At 64.7% G+C, this 17194-nt stretch carries 14 protein-coding genes; 2 read left to right on the forward strand and 12 right to left on the reverse strand.

The window, feature by feature from the left end; translation table 11 throughout:
* Positions 1–229: 229 nt before the first annotated feature.
* The 4 genes from ABIB35_RS16885 to ABIB35_RS16900 all read right to left on the reverse strand — a co-directional run bounded on the left by ABIB35_RS16885 (position 230) and on the right by ABIB35_RS16900 (position 4029).
* Positions 230–1552 carry an ABC transporter permease family protein gene (locus ABIB35_RS16885; protein ID WP_354182891.1) on the reverse strand — a complete coding sequence of 441 codons (1323 nt, stop codon included), beginning with the start codon at positions 1550–1552 and terminating at the stop codon, positions 230–232.
* A complete protein-coding gene (locus ABIB35_RS16890; protein ID WP_354182892.1) occupies positions 1549–2172 on the reverse strand; it encodes an ABC transporter ATP-binding protein in 624 nt (207 codons plus the stop codon). The genes ABIB35_RS16885 and ABIB35_RS16890 overlap by 4 nt, the downstream gene beginning before the upstream one ends.
* A 386-nt stretch (positions 2173–2558) precedes the next feature.
* Entirely contained in the window at positions 2559–3308 is a 750-nt protein-coding gene (locus ABIB35_RS16895; RefSeq protein WP_354182893.1) for an SDR family NAD(P)-dependent oxidoreductase, read from the reverse strand.
* A 13-nt stretch (positions 3309–3321) separates the two neighbouring features.
* Entirely contained in the window at positions 3322–4029 is a 708-nt protein-coding gene (locus tag ABIB35_RS16900) for a TetR family transcriptional regulator (protein WP_354182894.1), read from the reverse strand.
* Positions 4030–4253: 224 nt separating this feature from the next.
* Here ABIB35_RS16900 and ABIB35_RS16905 point away from each other — a divergent pair, with 224 nt between their 5' ends.
* Together ABIB35_RS16905 and ABIB35_RS16910 are read left to right on the forward strand one after the other, a co-directional pair.
* On the forward strand, positions 4254–6593 hold the full coding sequence (locus tag ABIB35_RS16905) for a transglycosylase domain-containing protein (protein ID WP_354182895.1): 2340 nt from the start codon (positions 4254–4256) through the stop codon (positions 6591–6593).
* Positions 6594–7130: 537 nt separating this feature from the next.
* On the forward strand, positions 7131–7397 hold the full coding sequence (locus ABIB35_RS16910; RefSeq protein ID WP_354182896.1) for a GlsB/YeaQ/YmgE family stress response membrane protein: 267 nt from the start codon (positions 7131–7133) through the stop codon (positions 7395–7397).
* A 78-nt stretch (positions 7398–7475) separates the two neighbouring features.
* On the opposite strand, the gene ABIB35_RS16915 is transcribed toward ABIB35_RS16910, so the two are convergent.
* The 8 genes from ABIB35_RS16915 to ABIB35_RS16950 all read right to left on the reverse strand — a co-directional run bounded on the left by ABIB35_RS16915 (position 7476) and on the right by ABIB35_RS16950 (position 17042).
* Entirely contained in the window at positions 7476–8753 is a 1278-nt protein-coding gene (locus ABIB35_RS16915; RefSeq protein WP_354182897.1) for an FAD-binding protein, read from the reverse strand.
* A gap of 71 nt (positions 8754–8824) precedes the next feature.
* Positions 8825–10336, reverse strand: coding sequence for an L-arabinose isomerase (gene araA / locus ABIB35_RS16920; RefSeq protein WP_354182898.1), 1512 nt, complete (start codon positions 10334–10336; stop codon positions 8825–8827).
* 52 nt (positions 10337–10388) lie between these two features.
* The gene (locus tag ABIB35_RS16925) at positions 10389–11066 is read right to left on the reverse strand and encodes an L-ribulose-5-phosphate 4-epimerase (protein ID WP_354182899.1); all 678 of its coding nucleotides are present in this window, start codon (positions 11064–11066) and stop codon (positions 10389–10391) included.
* Positions 11063–12784: a ribulokinase gene (araB, locus tag ABIB35_RS16930; RefSeq protein ID WP_354182900.1), complete on the reverse strand. Its 1722-nt coding sequence runs from the start codon at positions 12782–12784 to the stop codon at positions 11063–11065. Before araB ends, ABIB35_RS16925 begins: the two co-directional genes overlap by 4 nt.
* Before the next feature lie 185 nt (positions 12785–12969).
* Positions 12970–13974 (reverse strand): LacI family DNA-binding transcriptional regulator, encoded by a 1005-nt coding sequence (locus ABIB35_RS16935; RefSeq protein ID WP_354182901.1) that lies wholly within the window; start codon positions 13972–13974, stop codon positions 12970–12972.
* Positions 13975–14077: 103 nt separating this feature from the next.
* A complete protein-coding gene (locus tag ABIB35_RS16940) occupies positions 14078–14992 on the reverse strand; it encodes an aldose-1-epimerase (RefSeq protein ID WP_354182902.1) in 915 nt (304 codons plus the stop codon).
* A gap of 185 nt (positions 14993–15177) precedes the next feature.
* A complete protein-coding gene (locus ABIB35_RS16945) occupies positions 15178–15891 on the reverse strand; it encodes an ABC transporter ATP-binding protein (protein ID WP_354182903.1) in 714 nt (237 codons plus the stop codon).
* A gap of 62 nt (positions 15892–15953) precedes the next feature.
* Entirely contained in the window at positions 15954–17042 is a 1089-nt protein-coding gene (locus tag ABIB35_RS16950; protein ID WP_354182947.1) for an ABC transporter permease, read from the reverse strand.
* Positions 17043–17194 lie beyond the last annotated feature (152 nt).

Below are 17194 nucleotides of genomic sequence, written 5' to 3' on the forward strand. Positions count from 1 at the left end.
TCCTGGCTCCGGATGCCTCAAAAAGAGCCCCAAAAGCTCCGAAACCGGCCCGTTTCAGACCCGCCAAATACCCGTCTTTCTGGCGAAACTACCTGCCTTCTCGTTCGTACGCAGAATCCGGGACCTACCTCGAGGACACGGCCGGCCGCCGCGCCACCCAGGCCAACGGCGTCGTCGTGCTCCCGGAACCCGGCCTCCCCGGCCCCTCCCTTCCCTGCCCAAGGCAGATTCACTCAAGGGCGAGTTGACCCGGGATATCAACCCGCAGCGAGAGGAGTGTAGGGATCAGAGTGGCCGCAAGCAGCAGGACGAAACCAGCCGCGCTTACGGTGGCGACGCTGGATAGCGAGAGCACCGGAAGACCCACGTCCAGGGCCAGAGCGAGAACCCCCGCGCCAACCACAATTGCTGTGGTGGCCAATATTGCTGCAGTCACTGTATAGATGAGTGCCTCCCAGACTGCGGTCAACACAATCAGTGAGGTAGTGGAGCCCGCCGCCCGAATCAGCGCGAACTCGCGCTCACGGGCGTACCCGGACATAAAAACCGTGGCCACGGCACCGATTCCGGCCAGCAGAAGCGGCCCGCCCAGCATGAGGATGACTACCCCCGCGGACAATTCCCTTTTCTCTCCCACAGCGGCACTGAGACTCGCCGCCGTCGTAAAAAGTCCGCCGGGCAGGGCGACGGCGATCATCAGCGGGGCAATGGACGCACTGCTTTGCCCCAGGCGATAGGCGGCGGAATTGCGCGCCAGGTACCAGCTGGCCGACCACCGGGAAGGGATGATTGATGTCCAGGCCTTCAGCACGGGTCGAAAAACTACCGGGCCTGCGACGGCGAACAGCGCAGCGATCATGGGAACCAGGAGAATCGCGTTGCCGGCTATCGTTTCGAAGTCGGCCCGCATGAGGCTCAATGACAGCGCCCCGGTGGCAGTGAGCAAAGCTATGAACAGCAGAATCCTGAACCAGCCAAAGGAAAGCGGCGTGGCCTCAGCTGCCCGCAGCGCCTCGATGGGCGAGACACGGCTTGCCGTGCGGGCCCCGCGCAGTCCACCCAGCATCACCACCAGCGACTGCACGACGACGAGAACGGCAAACCCCGCAGCGCCTAGGTGAACGCTGGTTGGTTCAGCAAACTCCAGCGGCTGCCACAACCAGTCGAAGATCGGTGCGGCGAACACCTTCACGAACCCCCACCCGATCGCCGCCCCCAATGAGCCGACAACGGCCAGCTGGCAGAGAACCACTGCGGCCACAGTCAGAGGGCTGAGACCGGCCAGTTGCCACAGCGCGTAGCTGCGCTGCTGCAGGGCGACGGTGAGGTCTGCCGTGGAACTAAGGACGATCAGGGCGGTCGCTGCGGAGAGCACAATGAGGATGGTGCTGGCGCCGGCGAGGTCGTACTGGACGTCGCCGCCGTAATGGTTGCCGGTCTCGATCAGCCCGGCACCGATTGCGCCTATGCCACCGGTGGCAACGGAAACCATGAGGATGCCCCACCAGACGCGGGCGTGGATCCAAAGGTCGCCAAGAACCAATCTGGTCAAGCCATAACTCCGGCCTCTGCCACGGCCGCTAGGACCTGCGGCGGAGATGGAGAGTGCAACTGCGCATGGATGGTGCCGTCCCGCAGCACTAGGACACGATCGGCCAAGGCTGCGGCTTCCAGATCATGGGTCACCAGGACCACCCCGCGTTCTCCCTGGGCCGAGTCCCGAAGCAACGCCAAAACCATCGCGCCGGTGGCGGTATCCAGTGAGCCGGTGGGTTCGTCAGCGAAGACTATTCTTGGCTGCATGGCCAACACGCGGGCGATCGCCACCCGCTGTTGTTGACCGCCCGAGAGCTGGGCCGGGCGGTTCTTTGCGCGCTCAGTCAGGCCAACTTGGGCAAGGGCCTGGCTTACCGCGGACGGGTCAAGGCGTTTCTTGGCCAGCCGGGCCGGAAGGGCAATGTTCTCCCGAGCGCTCAAGGACGGAATCAAGTTGAACGTCTGGAATATGAACCCCACGTCAGCACGCCGAAGCGCAGCCAGATTTCGTCGACTGAGACCGGCGAGTTCCTTGCCCAAAAGATTCACCCGGCCGCCGTCGTGCGGCTCCAAACCTGCAAGGCAATACAGCAGCGTAGATTTTCCCGACCCGCTGGGGCCCACAATACTGACCATCTCGCCCAGGCTCCACCGCTACGGAAACACCGCCCAATACTCTGACGGACTTCCCGCCCCGGGTAGGGGCAGGAAAGGTCTTCACGATGCCCCGGGCATCCAGCAGGAGCTCAGACAAGGCCCACTCCGAACCACGGTGCCAGGGACATGGAACTCCTCACGTTACGGACTGGGCGACGGCAGGCGGCAAAGATACAGACAGTCCATATCCGGCGGCTCACGTCCGAAGCGTAACACCAGGTGGGGCAGGCTTTCCGGACACGGTATGCCCGGCACACCCGGGGCTTCCCGGTTCCGGAAACACCGGTCCCGGAAGCCCCGGCGCACCTGCTTCCGGTCCGGCGGGCGCTTCTCGGCGCGGCAGCCGGACCGGAAGCGAGCGGCTGCTAGTAGAGCTTGATGCTGCCGCCGTCGGCCATCAGGGTCTGGCCGGTCAGGTAGCGGGACTCATCGCTGGCCAGGAACGCCACGATCGGAGCAATGTCAGTTTCCGGATCGCCCAGGCGTCCCAGCGGAACGCCGTCCACCACTTCCTGATACGCCTCAGGGTAGGCCTTGCTCCACTGCACGATGCCCGGAGTCAGCGCCACGGGGCTGACGACATTGGCGCGGATGCCGTCCGCCGCCCATTCGTTCGCAGCGGTACGGGTAAGGGCGCGGATGGCCTCCTTGGCCGCGGAGTAGGCAACCTGGTTGGGCAGGCCCTTGATCCCGGCGCCGGATCCAAAGTTGATGATGCTGCCGTGGGTCTTCTTCAGCTCCGGATGGGCTGCCTGCATCAGGTACAGAGTGGCCTGGGTTCCGGTGCCAAAGGACAGGTTCCAGATTTCCGGAGTGGTTTCCAGAATCGGCGCCTGCTTGGAGGCATGGGCGTTGTTGACCAGGATGTCCAGACCGCCGAAGCGTGCCACGGTTTCGGCCACAATCTCGGCTGCACTCTCGGGCAGCGAAATGTCCTTGCGGATGAAGATGACCTCACCGAGGCCTGCCAGGTCCGCCACCAGCTTGTCGCCCTGCTCCTGGTCGATGTCCACAACGGCAACCTTGGCGCCCTCGGAGAGGAAATGCCGGACGATACCCTGCCCAATGCCGCCGGCGCCGCCGGTAACAATTGCTGTCTTGTTGCTCAGTTTCACTGGTATTCCTTCTCTAGCCGGACTGCTTTTCTTGGTGCATCCGGACGTTTTTTAGACTGCGGGCCTCAATGCCGCGCAGTAAGCCGTCAACGGCAAAATCCAGGGACTTTCGGGAAGAGTCATAGGTGATGCCGCGGCCCCGAAAGGCGGCGGTAAGCGACTCCGGCCGGGCGGCGTCGTCGGCATTAAGGGGTACGACGGCGTTGGCCCGGGTGGGGCTGTGAACGCCTGGTCCGGGGTTGGCGGCAAACGCAAGACTGGAGGTACCGATCACCAGGGCCGGGATCGCCAGGACGCAATCAAAGCACTCATCGTCGGTCAGGCCGGCTGCGCGAAGCGCCTGAAGCAGAACCTCCAGGTCGCTGGTGGACGCCATATCCAGAAGCCGCCTAGGACCCAGGACGATCTGCAGCAGCCAAGGGTGCTTCACGAACCCGTCCCAGAGCGAGGACGCCAGGTGCCGAAGCATCTCCTGCCACGTCGCGGGGGCCGGAGGGAGAAGGACGAATTCCCGTCCGGTTTCGGCTGCCATGGCGAGGAGGAGATTTTCGCGGTTCTCCACGTGGCGGTACAGGGCCATGGCGGAGACCCCTAGGGCGTCAGCGATGTGCCGCATCGAGACCGCTTCCAGACCCTTTGAATCCGCCAGTGCCACACCGCAGGCGGCTATGGCCGCAGCCGACAGGGGGCTGCGGCGGTGCACATCTGCGTTCATTGTCATGTGTACAGCGTATACCCTGCGGTTTACGGTGTACACACACGGTGATCATGACGCATGCAGGGATCCGCGGCCGGAGTGTGATCTTGTTCTCACGGTCATCACGGGAAGGTGGCGGCCGGGTAGGCAGAAATGCCCGGTGGTCTGCGACGTGAGGGCAGAGGCCCTACTCCTCGTCACTACGGCCGTCAAGAGCGCTCCACAGGAACCCGTTGTATCTTGGGCGAATGCGACAAAACAACTCCTCCATGCTGGGCAGACTCGGCACCTCCGGCCGGCTGGTGTTGTTCCTGCTGGTCAGTGCTTTCTGCGGAGCCCTGGTTGCCGGGATCTTCGTGCCCGCGGCCGCCGTTGGTGCCACCGGTGCAAACATCGTCTTTGATTCCCTGGAGAACCTTCCCGATGAGCTGGAAACCGGCCCGCTGGACGAAGGATCCAAGATCTACTCGGCGGACGGTGCACTTCTGGCCACGTTCTACGCCGAGAACCGGATTCCGGTCACGCTGGATAAGATATCGCCGTCCATGCAGGACGCGATTATCGCCATCGAGGACAATCGTTTCTACGAACACGGGGGAGTGGACGCCAAAGGCGTGGCCCGCGCCCTGGCCTCGAACCTGGCCAAGGACAGCACCCAGGGTGCCTCCACGCTGACCATGCAGTATGTGAACAACGTGCTCATTGACCAGGGCGTGGCTGAAGGTAAGAGCGGCGACGACCTCACGATCAGCGGAACCAAGAACATCACGGACAAGATCCGCGAAGCCAAGCTGTCCCTGGCCGTGGAGAAGGAATACTCCAAGGATCAAATCCTGGAGGGTTACCTGAACATCGTGCTGTTCAGTGGCCGCACTTATGGCGTGGAAGCGGCCGCCCAAAACTTCTTCGGCATTCCCGCTGCCAACCTGAACGTTGCCCAGTCGGCCATGCTGGCCGGTATGGTGCAGTCCCCGAACAACTTCAACCCGGTGACCAACCCCGAGGGTACACGTGACCGCCGAGACGCGGTCCTGGCCGCGATGCTGCGCTACGACAAGATCACTCAGCAGGAGTACGACGACGCCGTTGCCTCCGATCTGCAGCTGAACCCGCAGCCCGCAGCCCACTCCGGCTGCGTGGGTGCTGAGATGGCAGGTTACTTCTGCAGCTACGTGGAACAGGTCATCCTGTCCTCGGATGAGTTCGGCGCGGACGAAACAGAGCGCGCCAAACTGCTCGCACGCGGCGGCCTGACCATCACCACCACCCTGGACTCCAGGCTCCAGAAGCAGGCGCAGGAACAGATCGAGGCGCAGGTGCCGGTGGGAGACGCCTCCGGCGCCGGTTCCGCCATGGTCTCCGTGGAACCCGGGACCGGGAAGATCCTTGCCATGGCCCAGAACACCAACTACACGCCCGAAGAAGGCACGGGGAACACCCAGCTGAACTTCAACGTCGATTCAAACATGGGCGGCACCTCCTACGGTTTCCAACCCGGCTCCACCATGAAGCCGTTCACCACTGCGGCGTGGCTCGAGGCCGGTGGAAGCATTGACGACGTCATTGATGCCTCCCGGACCACATATCCGGCGGGTTATGACTGGACAGCCAGCTGCCTGCCCGAGGACGCGTACTTCGACGAGTGGAAATTCAAGAACGCGCAGGCAGGCTACGAACGCAGCATGACCGTGGGCGATGGGCTGACCTGGTCCGCCAATACGGCCACAGTGGCACAGGCATCCCAGCTGGACCTGTGCGACATCCAGGATGTTGCCACCCGCATGGGCGTTCACCGCGCCGTCGACGGCGAAGCGCTGGAAGTCAACAATCCCTCCTTTGTCCTGGGCGGCCAGGAAGTTTCCCCGCTGACCATGGCGGCGGCTTACGCAACCTTCGCCAGCGGCGGAGAATACTGCGAACCGATTGCGCTCACCCAGGTCGCGGACTCCCGCGGTAACGCATATAAAGTCCCCGAGCAAAAGTGCGGGCGCGCCATCTCCGAGGAGATTGCCAAAGAGGTCTCCGAGCCGCTGCAGAACCTGATCAACAGCGGCCCCGGTGCCTTGGAACCGCTCGGCGTTCCTGCGGCCGCAAAAACCGGTACCACCGACGTGTCTGAACAGACCTGGACCGTGGGATACACCCAGGGCATCTCCACCGCTTCCTGGGTGGGTAACTGGACATCCTATTCCTCCCTGAACGACGTGCCGATCAACGGCGTATCGCGCAGCTATGTGGACGGATCCACCATTGCCGGGGCGCAGTGGACCGAGTACATGCGTGCCGTGGCGCCGCTGTATGCCGCCGGAGAGCTGACGGACCCCAACCGTGTCCCGGCTCCCGCCCCGGAACCTGAGCCGCAGGTGGAGGAAGAAAAGGAACCCGAAGAGGAGCCGCAGGAAGACCCTGCCCCGGCCCCGTCGGCACCCTCAGACCAAGGGGCGGAGCCGGTACCGACCCAGGAGCCTGCGCCCCCGGCTGCTCCGGAGCCGTCGGCGCCGGCAGCGCCCGCCCCGACCCAGGAGCCCGCGCCTGTCCAGCCGCCCGCAGAGCCCGGTCCGGCACCTGCCCCAACCTCAGGCACCTAAGGCCGCCTCCGCCGTCCGGCCTGTCACCGCAAAGTGCTCCGCAGCCTCCTTCCGGCTGCGGAGCACTTTGTGTTCCGGCGAGTGCAGTGATGCTCTTGTGCCATAGTGGCCTTGTGCCGAGCCGGAACACCCGGCGCTCCGGGTGCGGCAGTCGTGGGCGCACTGGCGATCGGAAGTGTTGGCCGCGCTGACATCAAGGAGCTCTACGTCGGCCGGCTTCAAGTCGATGAGCTGGTACTGGCGGAGTCCACCGCCCCGGCGCCCGAGCTGTAGACCGCTACGCCTGCGTGGCTATCTGCCTCATCGCATCACGAAGGCCCTGGGCCGTCTTCCTGGCGGTGTCCCGGAGCTCGGCATGGTCATACAAGTCCATCACCCGCTCAGGGTTCAGGCACTGCACTCGGCGCAGGATCGGCGCTCCCGCCGCGGAACGCGCCCCGGAATGCAGGCCAGACACGGAGGTTCGCCTAGAATGGTAAGGACACTTAGCACCTCACCGGTTTGCCACTAAACCGGTCCTCTCCAAAGGAGTTCACCATGATTGGTTTCATTGTCGCAGGACTTGTCATCGGCGCCCTTGCCCGCCTCATCAAGCCCGGCAAACAGAACCTCAGCCTGCTCGCCACCCTGCTTCTCGGCCTGGCCGGGTCCGTGATCGGGGGCGTGATTGCGAATCTTTTCAATACCGGCGACATCTTCGAGCTCAACATCTTCGGCTTTATTGTTGCCGTGGTTGCCTCGGTTCTGCTGATTGGCGTGGCCGAAAGCATGTCCGGCCGCGGCAAGGGCCAGGTCCGCCGCTGACCCACGACCCATGGACTGAACGTGGCGGCCGGGGTGCAGGCTGCCCGGCCGCCCAGAGGATACTTGTTGCCGGCAGGCTCAGGCCTGACCCAGAACCTTCCGTGACAGGAAGGAGTTCACAAACTTTCCGTCCGGATCCAGGCGGAGTGCAAGGTCCCGAAAATCTCCAAAACGCGGATAGAGCTCCTGCAGCTGCTCCTGGTCCAGCGTAAACAACTTTCCCCAGTGCGGCCGCGGAAGCAGGTGCGCCAGAGCGGCCTCCATGCGCGGAAGCAGCGCTTCGACGTCGTCCTGCCGAGGCTTCCAAGTGAAGTGGAAGCCCACGGAGTCCGCTCCGTAGTTGGTGCTTAGCCACAGGTCATCGCCCGCCATGGTCCGGATTTCACAGACCTGCAGCAGGGGAGCGATCTCCGCCGACATCCCGCGCAGGATCCCGATTGCCTCAACAGCGGAGCCCCGATCCATCAGGTATTCGCTCTGTAGTTCATCTCCGTTGCTCGGGGTGAAGGCGAGCCGGAAGTGCGAAAGGCGGTCCGACCACGGACCGGGAACACCCATCTGCTGCGAACAGTTCACCGCGCTCATCCCCGGCAGCGGATGCATCGGTTCAGCAGCCGCAGTCCCGCCAAAGAAATCAGGCTTCCCGGCGTAGGGAAGTTCAGCGTCCGTGCGGCTCTTGAGCCACACCTGGGATGCCTCCGGTCCGGCCAGAGAACTGAAGATGCTCACACTGTAGGCCGCGGAGGTGATCTCGTTGAAGTTCTCCTCCACAGAGCTCCACGGCACGCCCGTAAAGACGTCCTGACGGACCTCGTATGCCGGTTCAACATCCAGCGTGATCCGGGTGTTGATACCCAGTGCGCCGAGGGAGACCACCATGCCGTTGCAGTCGGGGGAGGACCGATCAACCCGCAGCAGACCGCCGTCAGCCGTCACTAGTTCCAGGGCTGCAACCGCGGTGGCAAGGTTGCCGTTGAGGTTGCCGGATCCGTGGGTGGCGGTGGCCACGGCGCCGGCCACGGAGATGTGCGGCAGCGAGGCCAGGTTGTGGAGGGCGTAGCCGCGTTCCACCAGAAAGCCGGCCAGGTCTCCGTAGCGCATCCCCGCATCCACCGTCACCGTCAGTGCCGACTCGTCGAGTTCCGGCGTGCTGATCAGCTTTTCCAGGTTGATCATAAGGGCGGGGGAGTCTGCAATGTCGTTGAATGAATGCCTGGTCCCCACAGCCCGGACCGACGGTGCGGCGGCAACAAGCGCCTGCAGCTCCTCCACTGTGGCCGGCTGCGCTATCTCAGCGGCAGCGTAACGCAGGTTCCCGGCCCAGTTGTAGTGCCCGGCCCCGGATTCCTCAAGCACTGTATTCCTTAAACACGTTCTCGCCCTTCATAGATTGGAGCCGCCTCGGGTGGACACCGGCAGCGCGCAGGTCAGAAGCCCTGTGCCAGCCGATAATACGCCTGGTTCAGTTTCAGCTCGTTGACGAACGACGCCGTGGTGGTGGCGCCGTCGATCATGGCCAGTTCCACGCCGGCGATCTGCGCGAAGTCCTCCCAGACCTCCCGCCCCAGCGCGGTGGACATGACCGTATGGTGGGCGCCCCCGGCGGAGAGCCAGCACTCGGCGGAGGTCTCCAGGTCCGGAGCGGGTTTCCAGACGGCGCGGGCCACGGGAAGGTTGGGCAGATCCTGCTCGGGCACCACGTTCTGGACCACGTTGGCGGTGAGCCGGAACCGCTCGCGCATGTCCGCCAGCGAGACCACGACGGCGGGGCCCGGGTCCGCGGTGAAGACCAGACGCACCGGGTCATCCTTGCCGCCGATACCCAGCGGGTGGATTTCCAGTGCGGGCTTGGAAGTGGTCAAAGACGGGCAGATTTCCAGCATGTGGGCGCCGAGGATGACTTCGCTGCCGGGCACCAGGTTGTAGGTGTAGTCCTCCATCAGCGACGCTCCGCCGGGCAGGCCCTCGCCCATGACCTTGGCGATGCGGACCAGCACCGCGGTCTTCCAGTCGCCCTCCGCGCCGAAGCCGTAGCCGTCGGCCATCAGCCGCTGCACGGCCAGGCCGGGCAGCTGCTGCAGGGCGCCCAGGTCCTCGAAGTTGGTGGTGAAGGCGCCAAAATTGCCGGTCTCCAGGAAAAAGCGCAGGCCCAGTTCCTGCCGGGCGCCGTAGCGCAGAGACTTGTGGCGTCCGCCGTCGCGCCGCAGTTCGGGTACGACGTCGTACTGCTCTTCGTACTCGGCAACCAGGGCGTCGATGGCCTCTTCGGTCACCGCGTCCATGGCCTCGGCGAGCTCGTTCACGGACCAGGTGTTCACGGAGACGCCAAACTTCACCTCGGCCTCGGTCTTGTCACCCTCGGTGACGGCGACGTTGCGCATGTTGTCGCCGAAGCGGGCGAGTTTCAGGTTGCGGATCTCAAACCAGCCGGCCGCGGCCCGGGCCCAGGAATCGATTCTTGCCAGGACCCGGGGGCTGGAGACGTGCCCGACGACGGTCTTGCGGCTAATGCCCAGACGGGAGGCCATGTAGGCGAACTCGCGGTCCCCGTGGGCGGCCTGGTTCAGGTTCATGAAGTCCATGTCAATGTCCGCCCACGGCAGTTCAACATTGTGCTGGGTGTGCAGGTGCAGCAGAGGCCGCTGCAGCTTGGTCAGGCCACGGATCCACATCTTGGCCGGAGAAAAGGTGTGCATCCAGGTGATGAGCCCAATGCAGGCGTCCGAGGAGTTGGCCGCCAGGATGGTCTCCTGGATGGCGTCGGAGTCCTTCAGGACGGGCTTGAACACAATCCGGTACGGGACGGCATCGGCGTCGTCCAGCTGACGGGCAATGTCACCGGCCTGGTCGCGGACCTGGGCCAGAGTGTCTTCGCCGTAGAGTCCCTGGCTGCCGGTGAGAAACCATATTTCGCGGGCGGGGGCGGTGCTGATGGTCATGGTGAAGTCCTTTTCGAGCCGAGCGGGCATTCGTGGGGGGGGTGAAGCTGAGTTATTTCTGGCCGTACACGTTCTGGTAGCGGTCAAACAGGCGGTCGATCTTGTCCTGCGGGATGGGCAGCAGCTCGCCGAGCTGGCGGCTGATATGGACGGTGCGGGCCACCTCTTCACACAGCACGGCAGACTTCACAGCGGAGCGGGCGTCCTTGCCCACGGTGAAGACGCCATGGTTCTGCATCAGGATGGCGGTGGACCGGTGTCCGTCCAGGACCTGGACAATCCCGCGGCCAATGGAGTCGTCACCGATCAGGGCAAACGGGCCCACGGGAATCTCGCCGCCAAACTCATCAGCCATCATGGTCAGGACGCAGGGAATCGCTTCGCCGCGGGCGGCCCACGCGGTGGCATAGGTGGAGTGCGTGTGGACCACGCCGTGGACATCGGGCATATGCCGGTAGACGTAAGCGTGCGCGTCAGTGTCCGACGACGGCGAGCCGCCCCCGTCCACCGCCGTGCCGAACAGGTCGGTGAGGACCATACTCTCGGGAGTGAGATTGTCGTAGGAAACCCCGGAGGGCTTGATGACCATCAGGTCCTGGTCCGGCACACGGGCGGAGATGTTGCCGGCGGTCCAGACCACCAGATCATTGCGGGTCAGTTCGGAGTGCAGGTCGCTGACCTGCCGGCGGATCCGTTCAACGGTGCCGAGGACATCGGCGGTGGCCGTCACAGTGCGGGCTCCATTTCTTCTGTGTCTTCGGCCGCCGCTCCGGAACGGCCGGCAACGGCCGTGCGCTGAATCTTCTTCAGCCGGTGCATGACGTTGTTGGCGCCGCGGCCAAAGTAGTCGTGCAGGGTTTTGTATTCGGCAAAAAGCTCGTCGTAGGCGGTGACGTTTGCCGGGATGGGCCGGTACACGCCGTGTTTGACCCGCCCCATGGCTGCCGCTGCCGCGCGGACATCGGGGTAGGCTCCGGCAGCAACTGCGGCGTGGATGGCGGCCCCCAGCGCCGGTCCCTGCTGCGAGTCAATGACGGAGAGCGGCAGGTTGATGACGTCCGCGTAGATCTGCATCAGAAGCGGGTTTTTCAGCAGGCCGCCGGCCACCACAAATTCGGTCACCGGAACGCCGCTGGCGTTGAAGGCATCGATGATGGTGCGCGTGCCGAAGGCGGTCGCTTCCAGCAGTGCGCGGTACATGTCTTCGGGCCGGGTGGCCAGGGTTTGACCCACAAAAACTCCGGACAGCTCATGGTCCACCAGCACGGAGCGGTTTCCGCTGTGCCAGTCCAGGGCCACCAATCCGTGCTGACCAATGGCCTGGGCGGAGGCAAGGTCGGTCAGGTGTTCGTGGACGCCTAGACCGGCGTCTGCCGCGGCGGTGATGTAACGGGGCGGCACGCAGTTGTTCACGAACCAGCCAAAGATGTCACCCACTCCGCTCTGGCCCGCTTCATAGCCCCAGAGGCCTTCCACTATCCCGCCCTGCACCGCTCCGCACATGCCGGGGACGTCGGAGAGTTCCTCGGCATTCATGACATGGCAGGTGGAGGTGCCCATGATGGCCACCATCTGGCCGGGCTGCACGGCATTGGCGGCGGGGGCGGTGACGTGGGCATCCACGTTGCCCACGGCGACGGCGATGCCTTCGGGGAGCCCGGTCCAGGCGGCGGCGCGGGCGGACAAAGTGCCGGCGGCGGAACCGAGCTGGCCAATGGTGCTCTCCAGTTTGTCCCGGACGAATCCGGCAAAGCCGGGGTTGAGGGCAGTGAGGTAGTCCTCTGACGGGTAGGCACCGTCCTGGTAAATGCCCTTGTATCCGGCGGTGCAGGCATTGCGGACGTAGGTGCCGGTCAGCTGCCAGACGATCCAGTCCGCTGCCTCCACCCAATGGTCCATGGCGGCATAGACCTCGGGGTCTTCTTCGAGGATCTGCAGGCCCTTGGCGAATTCCCATTCCGAGGAGATCAGACCGCCGTAGCGCGGCAGCCACGTCTCGCCGCGCGCGGCGGCCAGGGTGTTGATGCGGTCAGCCTGGCCCTGCGCGGCGTGGTGCCGCCAGAGCTTCACAAAGGAGTGCGGCCGCTGCGAGAACTCCGGGAGCTCATTCAGGGGCGTTCCGTCCTGCGTGACGGGAACCATGGTGCAGGCGGTGAAATCGGTGGCCAGGCCAATAACGGTGCCGGCATCGACGCCTGCGTCCAGTATCGCGGCCGGCACCGCTTTCTGCAGCACTTCAACGTAATCCCGGGGAACCTGCAGGGCCCAGTCCGGCGGCAGCAGGGTGTCGGAGCCCGGCAGCTTCTCGGTGAGGACGGCATGCGGGTACTCGTGGACAGCCGATCCCAGTTCCGTCCCGTCAGAGACCCGCACCACCACGGCACGTCCGGACAGAGTCCCGTAGTCCACGCCAATCACGTAGTGCTCCTGCGGATGGGTGCTGGTCATGGGGCCTCCTGCCGCGGATGCAGGCCGCGGAAATCGTCTTTGATGGTGTTAGCGCTAACAATTAGATGTGGGATGCGTCTCATTGTCAAGCGCCTTTACCCCATTCCGCGAGATGGCAGTAGATGCACGTTTGAGCGCCCAGAAGGACACCGTCTGTCATCTCGCGGGTTGGTCTCGCGGGTTGGTTAGGCGGCCGGGGGAGCGGTGCTGCTGCGGACCACGAGCTCCGGAACCGGAATGCCCGATGAGCCCGGAACCGGCTGAGCCGAGGCCCTTTCGTCCGGCCCCGCGCCGCCGGAGCCTGCAACCTGTTGCAGCAGCAGGTCAATGCAGTAACTGCCCATGCTGCGGAAGTCCTGCCGGATGGTGGTCAGCGGCGGAAGGAAGTATGCCGCTTCCGGCTGGTCATCGAACCCCACCACGCTGACGTCATGAGGCACCTTGATGCCGCGTTCGTGCAGCGCACGCATGAACCCCAGCGCCATCTGGTCATTGGCCACAAAGACTGCGGTATGGGCATCGTCATCAAAGTCCAGCCCGATGCGGTATCCGGACCCGGCACCCCAATCGCCTACGATCGGCGGAGTGGCAGGGAGCCCACGCTCCGCCAGTTCTTCACGCCACCCGGCTGCCCGCTGCCGGGCGTCCATCCATTGATCCGGCCCGGCAAGGTGGGCAATTGAGCGGTGCCCCAGATCGGCGAGGTGTGCTACGGCGGTCCGGGCCGCCTGCTCCTGGCTGCCGTCAGGTGCCAGGCCGCTGGTCACGATCTCCAGCGGGATCGTCACTTCCAGTTTGCGGAAGAGGTCAACGCCGGCCTGGACGGGAGCCACCACCACAATGCCGTCCGGCGCCTGGTTCAGCAGGTGATTGACGGATTCCAGCATGGCGGCGCGGGTCATTTCGCGCAGGCCGGCCACGCTGACAAAATATCCGTTCCGGAAGGCGGCCTCCTGTAATCCCAGCAGGGTGCTCGCCGGGCCGTATTGCTCCAGCTCGGTGATGATCACACCAATGACCTTGGAGGAGCGGGTGACAAGTGACCGCGCGGCCGCATTGCGCCGATACCCCAGCTCACCGATGGCGGCGGAGACCCGATCCTTTGTCCCGGGGCTGACGTTGGGGTGATCATTCAACACCCGGGACACCGTCTGATGGGAGACGCCGGCAACCCGGGCAACATCCTCCATGGTGGGAGCAGACCCTGAGGGCCTTCGGCGGGACGGTGGCATGTTCTTCTTTCGGTAGGGCGCCGGCGCGGAGCGGCAGGGAAACGGCAGGGATATAAAGAGGTTATCCGGCGCTGATTGAATACGAATAGTCGTGGTTGTCGCCCGGTTCCAGCACCAAAAGGTCAGTGCCGGTATTGAATGCGTCCGGCGGGCAGGTCATCGGTTCTACCGCCATTCCCCGCCGGCCAAGCTCTTCGCCGGAATACAGCTGCAGCCAGGGGGATCCCTCCGGCCCGGCAGGTGAGGAAAGGACGGCGGCCGCACCCGTGGCAGGATTTCGCAGACTGACCTGCCATCCGCCGTCGGGCAATCCCGTAAAGGCATGGTCCAGGCTCATGGACCCCAGGACCCGGGGCCGGGAAAAATCAAAGTCCGTGCCGGCTGTTTCCTTTAGCGCCAGCGGCAGCATCCGGTCATCGGTCATGAGCGCGCGCGAGGCCGTGAAAAAGACCTCGCAGCTGTCCACCCCGCCGGGGCCGGCGGTGAGGTAGGGGTGCGAGGAGACGCCGTAGGGTGCAGCGGTACCTCCCGTATTCGTAGCGTGAATCCTTACCGTCAGTCCACTCTCGGCGGCCAGCGTGAACTGAGCGCGCAGCAGCAGCTGGTGCGGATAGCCCGGTTCTCCGTGCAGGGTGTGTTCCAGTACGACGGCGTCACCGGAGCAGGCAGCGACCTGCCAGTTGGCCCACGCCACCAGTCCGTGCAGGGCTGTGCCGGTGGAAGCCTCATTGACCGGGACCTCATAGGTCTCGCCGCGGAAGGCATACCTTCCTCCGTCAATCCGGTTGGGCCAGGGTGCCAGCGTTTTGCCGGCAAAGGCGTGGGGCACACGGTCCGGATCGAACGGCAGCACCACATCCGCACCATCAAAGGTGAGGCTTTGGATGGCGGCTCCGACAGTGGCAATTCCAGCCCGATAGCGGCCTGCCTCCAAAGTGATAATGCGTCCGTTGGGGCTGGTTGCTGGCTGGGTCATAGCTGGCTCCTGTCTGGGCGGGCACTGATGCCGCGTTCAGGTCCGCGAAGCTCATGCCCGGGGACTCTCTCCGAGCATATCTGTGAGCGCTAACAGAAAGCACATGGCCGGGCCTGAAGCTCCCCGGGGGCGCCCCGGCCGGCCGACACTGCCGCTGCCGGCCGGGGCCACCCGCCTGAGTTCGGTTACGCCACCGCGGCCCGCCCGAAGTCCGCCAGCAATGCACTCGACAGGCGGCCGTCGCGCATCCCGGCCACGGCGTCGGTCAGCGGGACAAAGTCCGTGTCATGCGTGACCATGACCGTACCGAAGCCAAACTCGCGGGTCAGTTCCACGAGCAGCTTCACAATGCTCTCGGAGCGTTCATGGTCCAGGGCCGCTGTGGGCTCATCGACCAGCATCAGCGCCGGGCTGCCCATAAGTGCCCGTGCAATGTTGACCCGCTGGCGCTGGCCGCCGGAGAGCTGGTGCGGCCGCTTATTCGCTGCGGGGGAGAGGCCCACCAGATCCAGCAGTTCCATTGCCCGCTCCGTAGAAGCGGAGCTGCGCAACCCGCGCAGCCGATCGGTAATGACAAGCTGTTCCACCGCGGTGAGCGAGGGCAGCAGGTTGGGCTGCTGGAAAATCAGGCCCACCTTGCCCCGCCGCAGCGTGGTGCGCCCGGCGTCGTCCAGCGTGGCGGTGTCCGTTCCGGCAACGCTCACGGACCCGGAGGTGGGGCGGATCAGTGTGGCCGCAACAGCCAGCAGGGAGGACTTGCCGGAGCCGGAGGGTCCAACCAGGGAGAGGATCTCACCCGCCGGCACCTCAAGGCTGACGTCATCTAGCGCCTTGAGTGTGCCCTCGCCGTCGGGGTATTCAAGAGTGACGCCGGTTAGGGACAGAGCAGATACAGGCATGGATAAATCCTTTCGAGAAGTGTTGGCGGGGTGGGCTAGCCGGGAGCCGGAAGCCTGGTCCATCAGTTCCCGCCAAGGGCGGTGAGCGGGTCCACCTTGGTCACGTTGCGGACCGCGAGCGCGGCGCCTGCAAGGCCCAGCAGGACAATCCCGAGGATCGGCAGGACGGTGGTGGCTGCGCTGACAAGGAACGGTGCCACCTGCGCTGCAACCGCACCAATGCCCACGCCGAGGAGGCCGCCCACTAGTGCGCCGCTCGCCAGCACGATCGCTGCCTGGGCGAGCGCATCCCGGAGCAGGTAGGAGGAGGAACCGCCCAGGGCCTTGAGCACGGCGATGTCCCGGGTACGCTGCACCGTCCACACGGTCAGGAAGGCAACAATTACCAGCGCAGAGATCCCGTAGAGGAAGGCCTGCATCATCAGCAGGGAGCCGTTTTCGGATTTGTAGGAGCCCAGGGCGCTGAAGGAACCGCTGACGTCGGTGGAGACGGTCCCGGCGGCGGCATTGGCAGCGTCCGCCGCATCGGAAGTTGCGTCGGAAACAATTACGGTGGCAATGGGGGCCTCCGGCAGGGAAGCGTCATCGGTGTGTGCCACCTGCTGCCAGGTATCCAGTGACGCCCAGGCCACCGGCGTGTGGCTGTACCAGGAGTCTTCGGAGACGGCGCTCACGGTCAGGCTGCGGCCGCCCAGGGATATCTGGTCGCCCACGTCCACGCTGAGATCTTCCGCGGTGGAGGTACCAAGGATGACACCGCCGTCGTCCACCTTTTGCGGCGCCAGAGACGAGCCGGGCTCGACGCCGAACACGGCCACATTTGCCGTGGAGCCGGCCACTGCACGGGTCTGGGTGATGCCTAGCGGCTCCGCCCCTTCAACCCCCTCGGTATTCCGCCAGTCCTGCAGCTGCTCGTCGGTAACCACCGACTCGGTGAAGGAGGCCTTGGCCTCGGTGTTCCCGGGAGCGCCGAACGCCACGGAGTTGATCCCGTGGTCTTCCAGTCCGGCCACAGCGGCAGTGTTTTGGTTACCGAGCCCGGCGGTGAGCCCGGAGAGCAGCACCAGCAGCAGGGAGATTAGTGCCACTACGCTGCCCATCAGGGCGAAGCGCCCCTTTGCAAAGCGAATGTCACGAAGTGCGAGATACACGATGGTTCCTTCCAGATCATCAGCCGGTATGTCCGGCTTGTTGTCCTTGTCTTCCACGGTCCCGCGAATGTGGAGCGATTCCATCGGATGAGTGGTCGATCCGCACTGACTGATGGGGTGAGCCTACGCTCCACCAAACGGTTGATGTGCCC

The sequence above is a fragment of the Arthrobacter sp. UYP6 genome (genome assembly GCF_040547315.1).
Classification (GTDB): Bacteria; Actinomycetota; Actinomycetes; order Actinomycetales; family Micrococcaceae; genus Arthrobacter_B.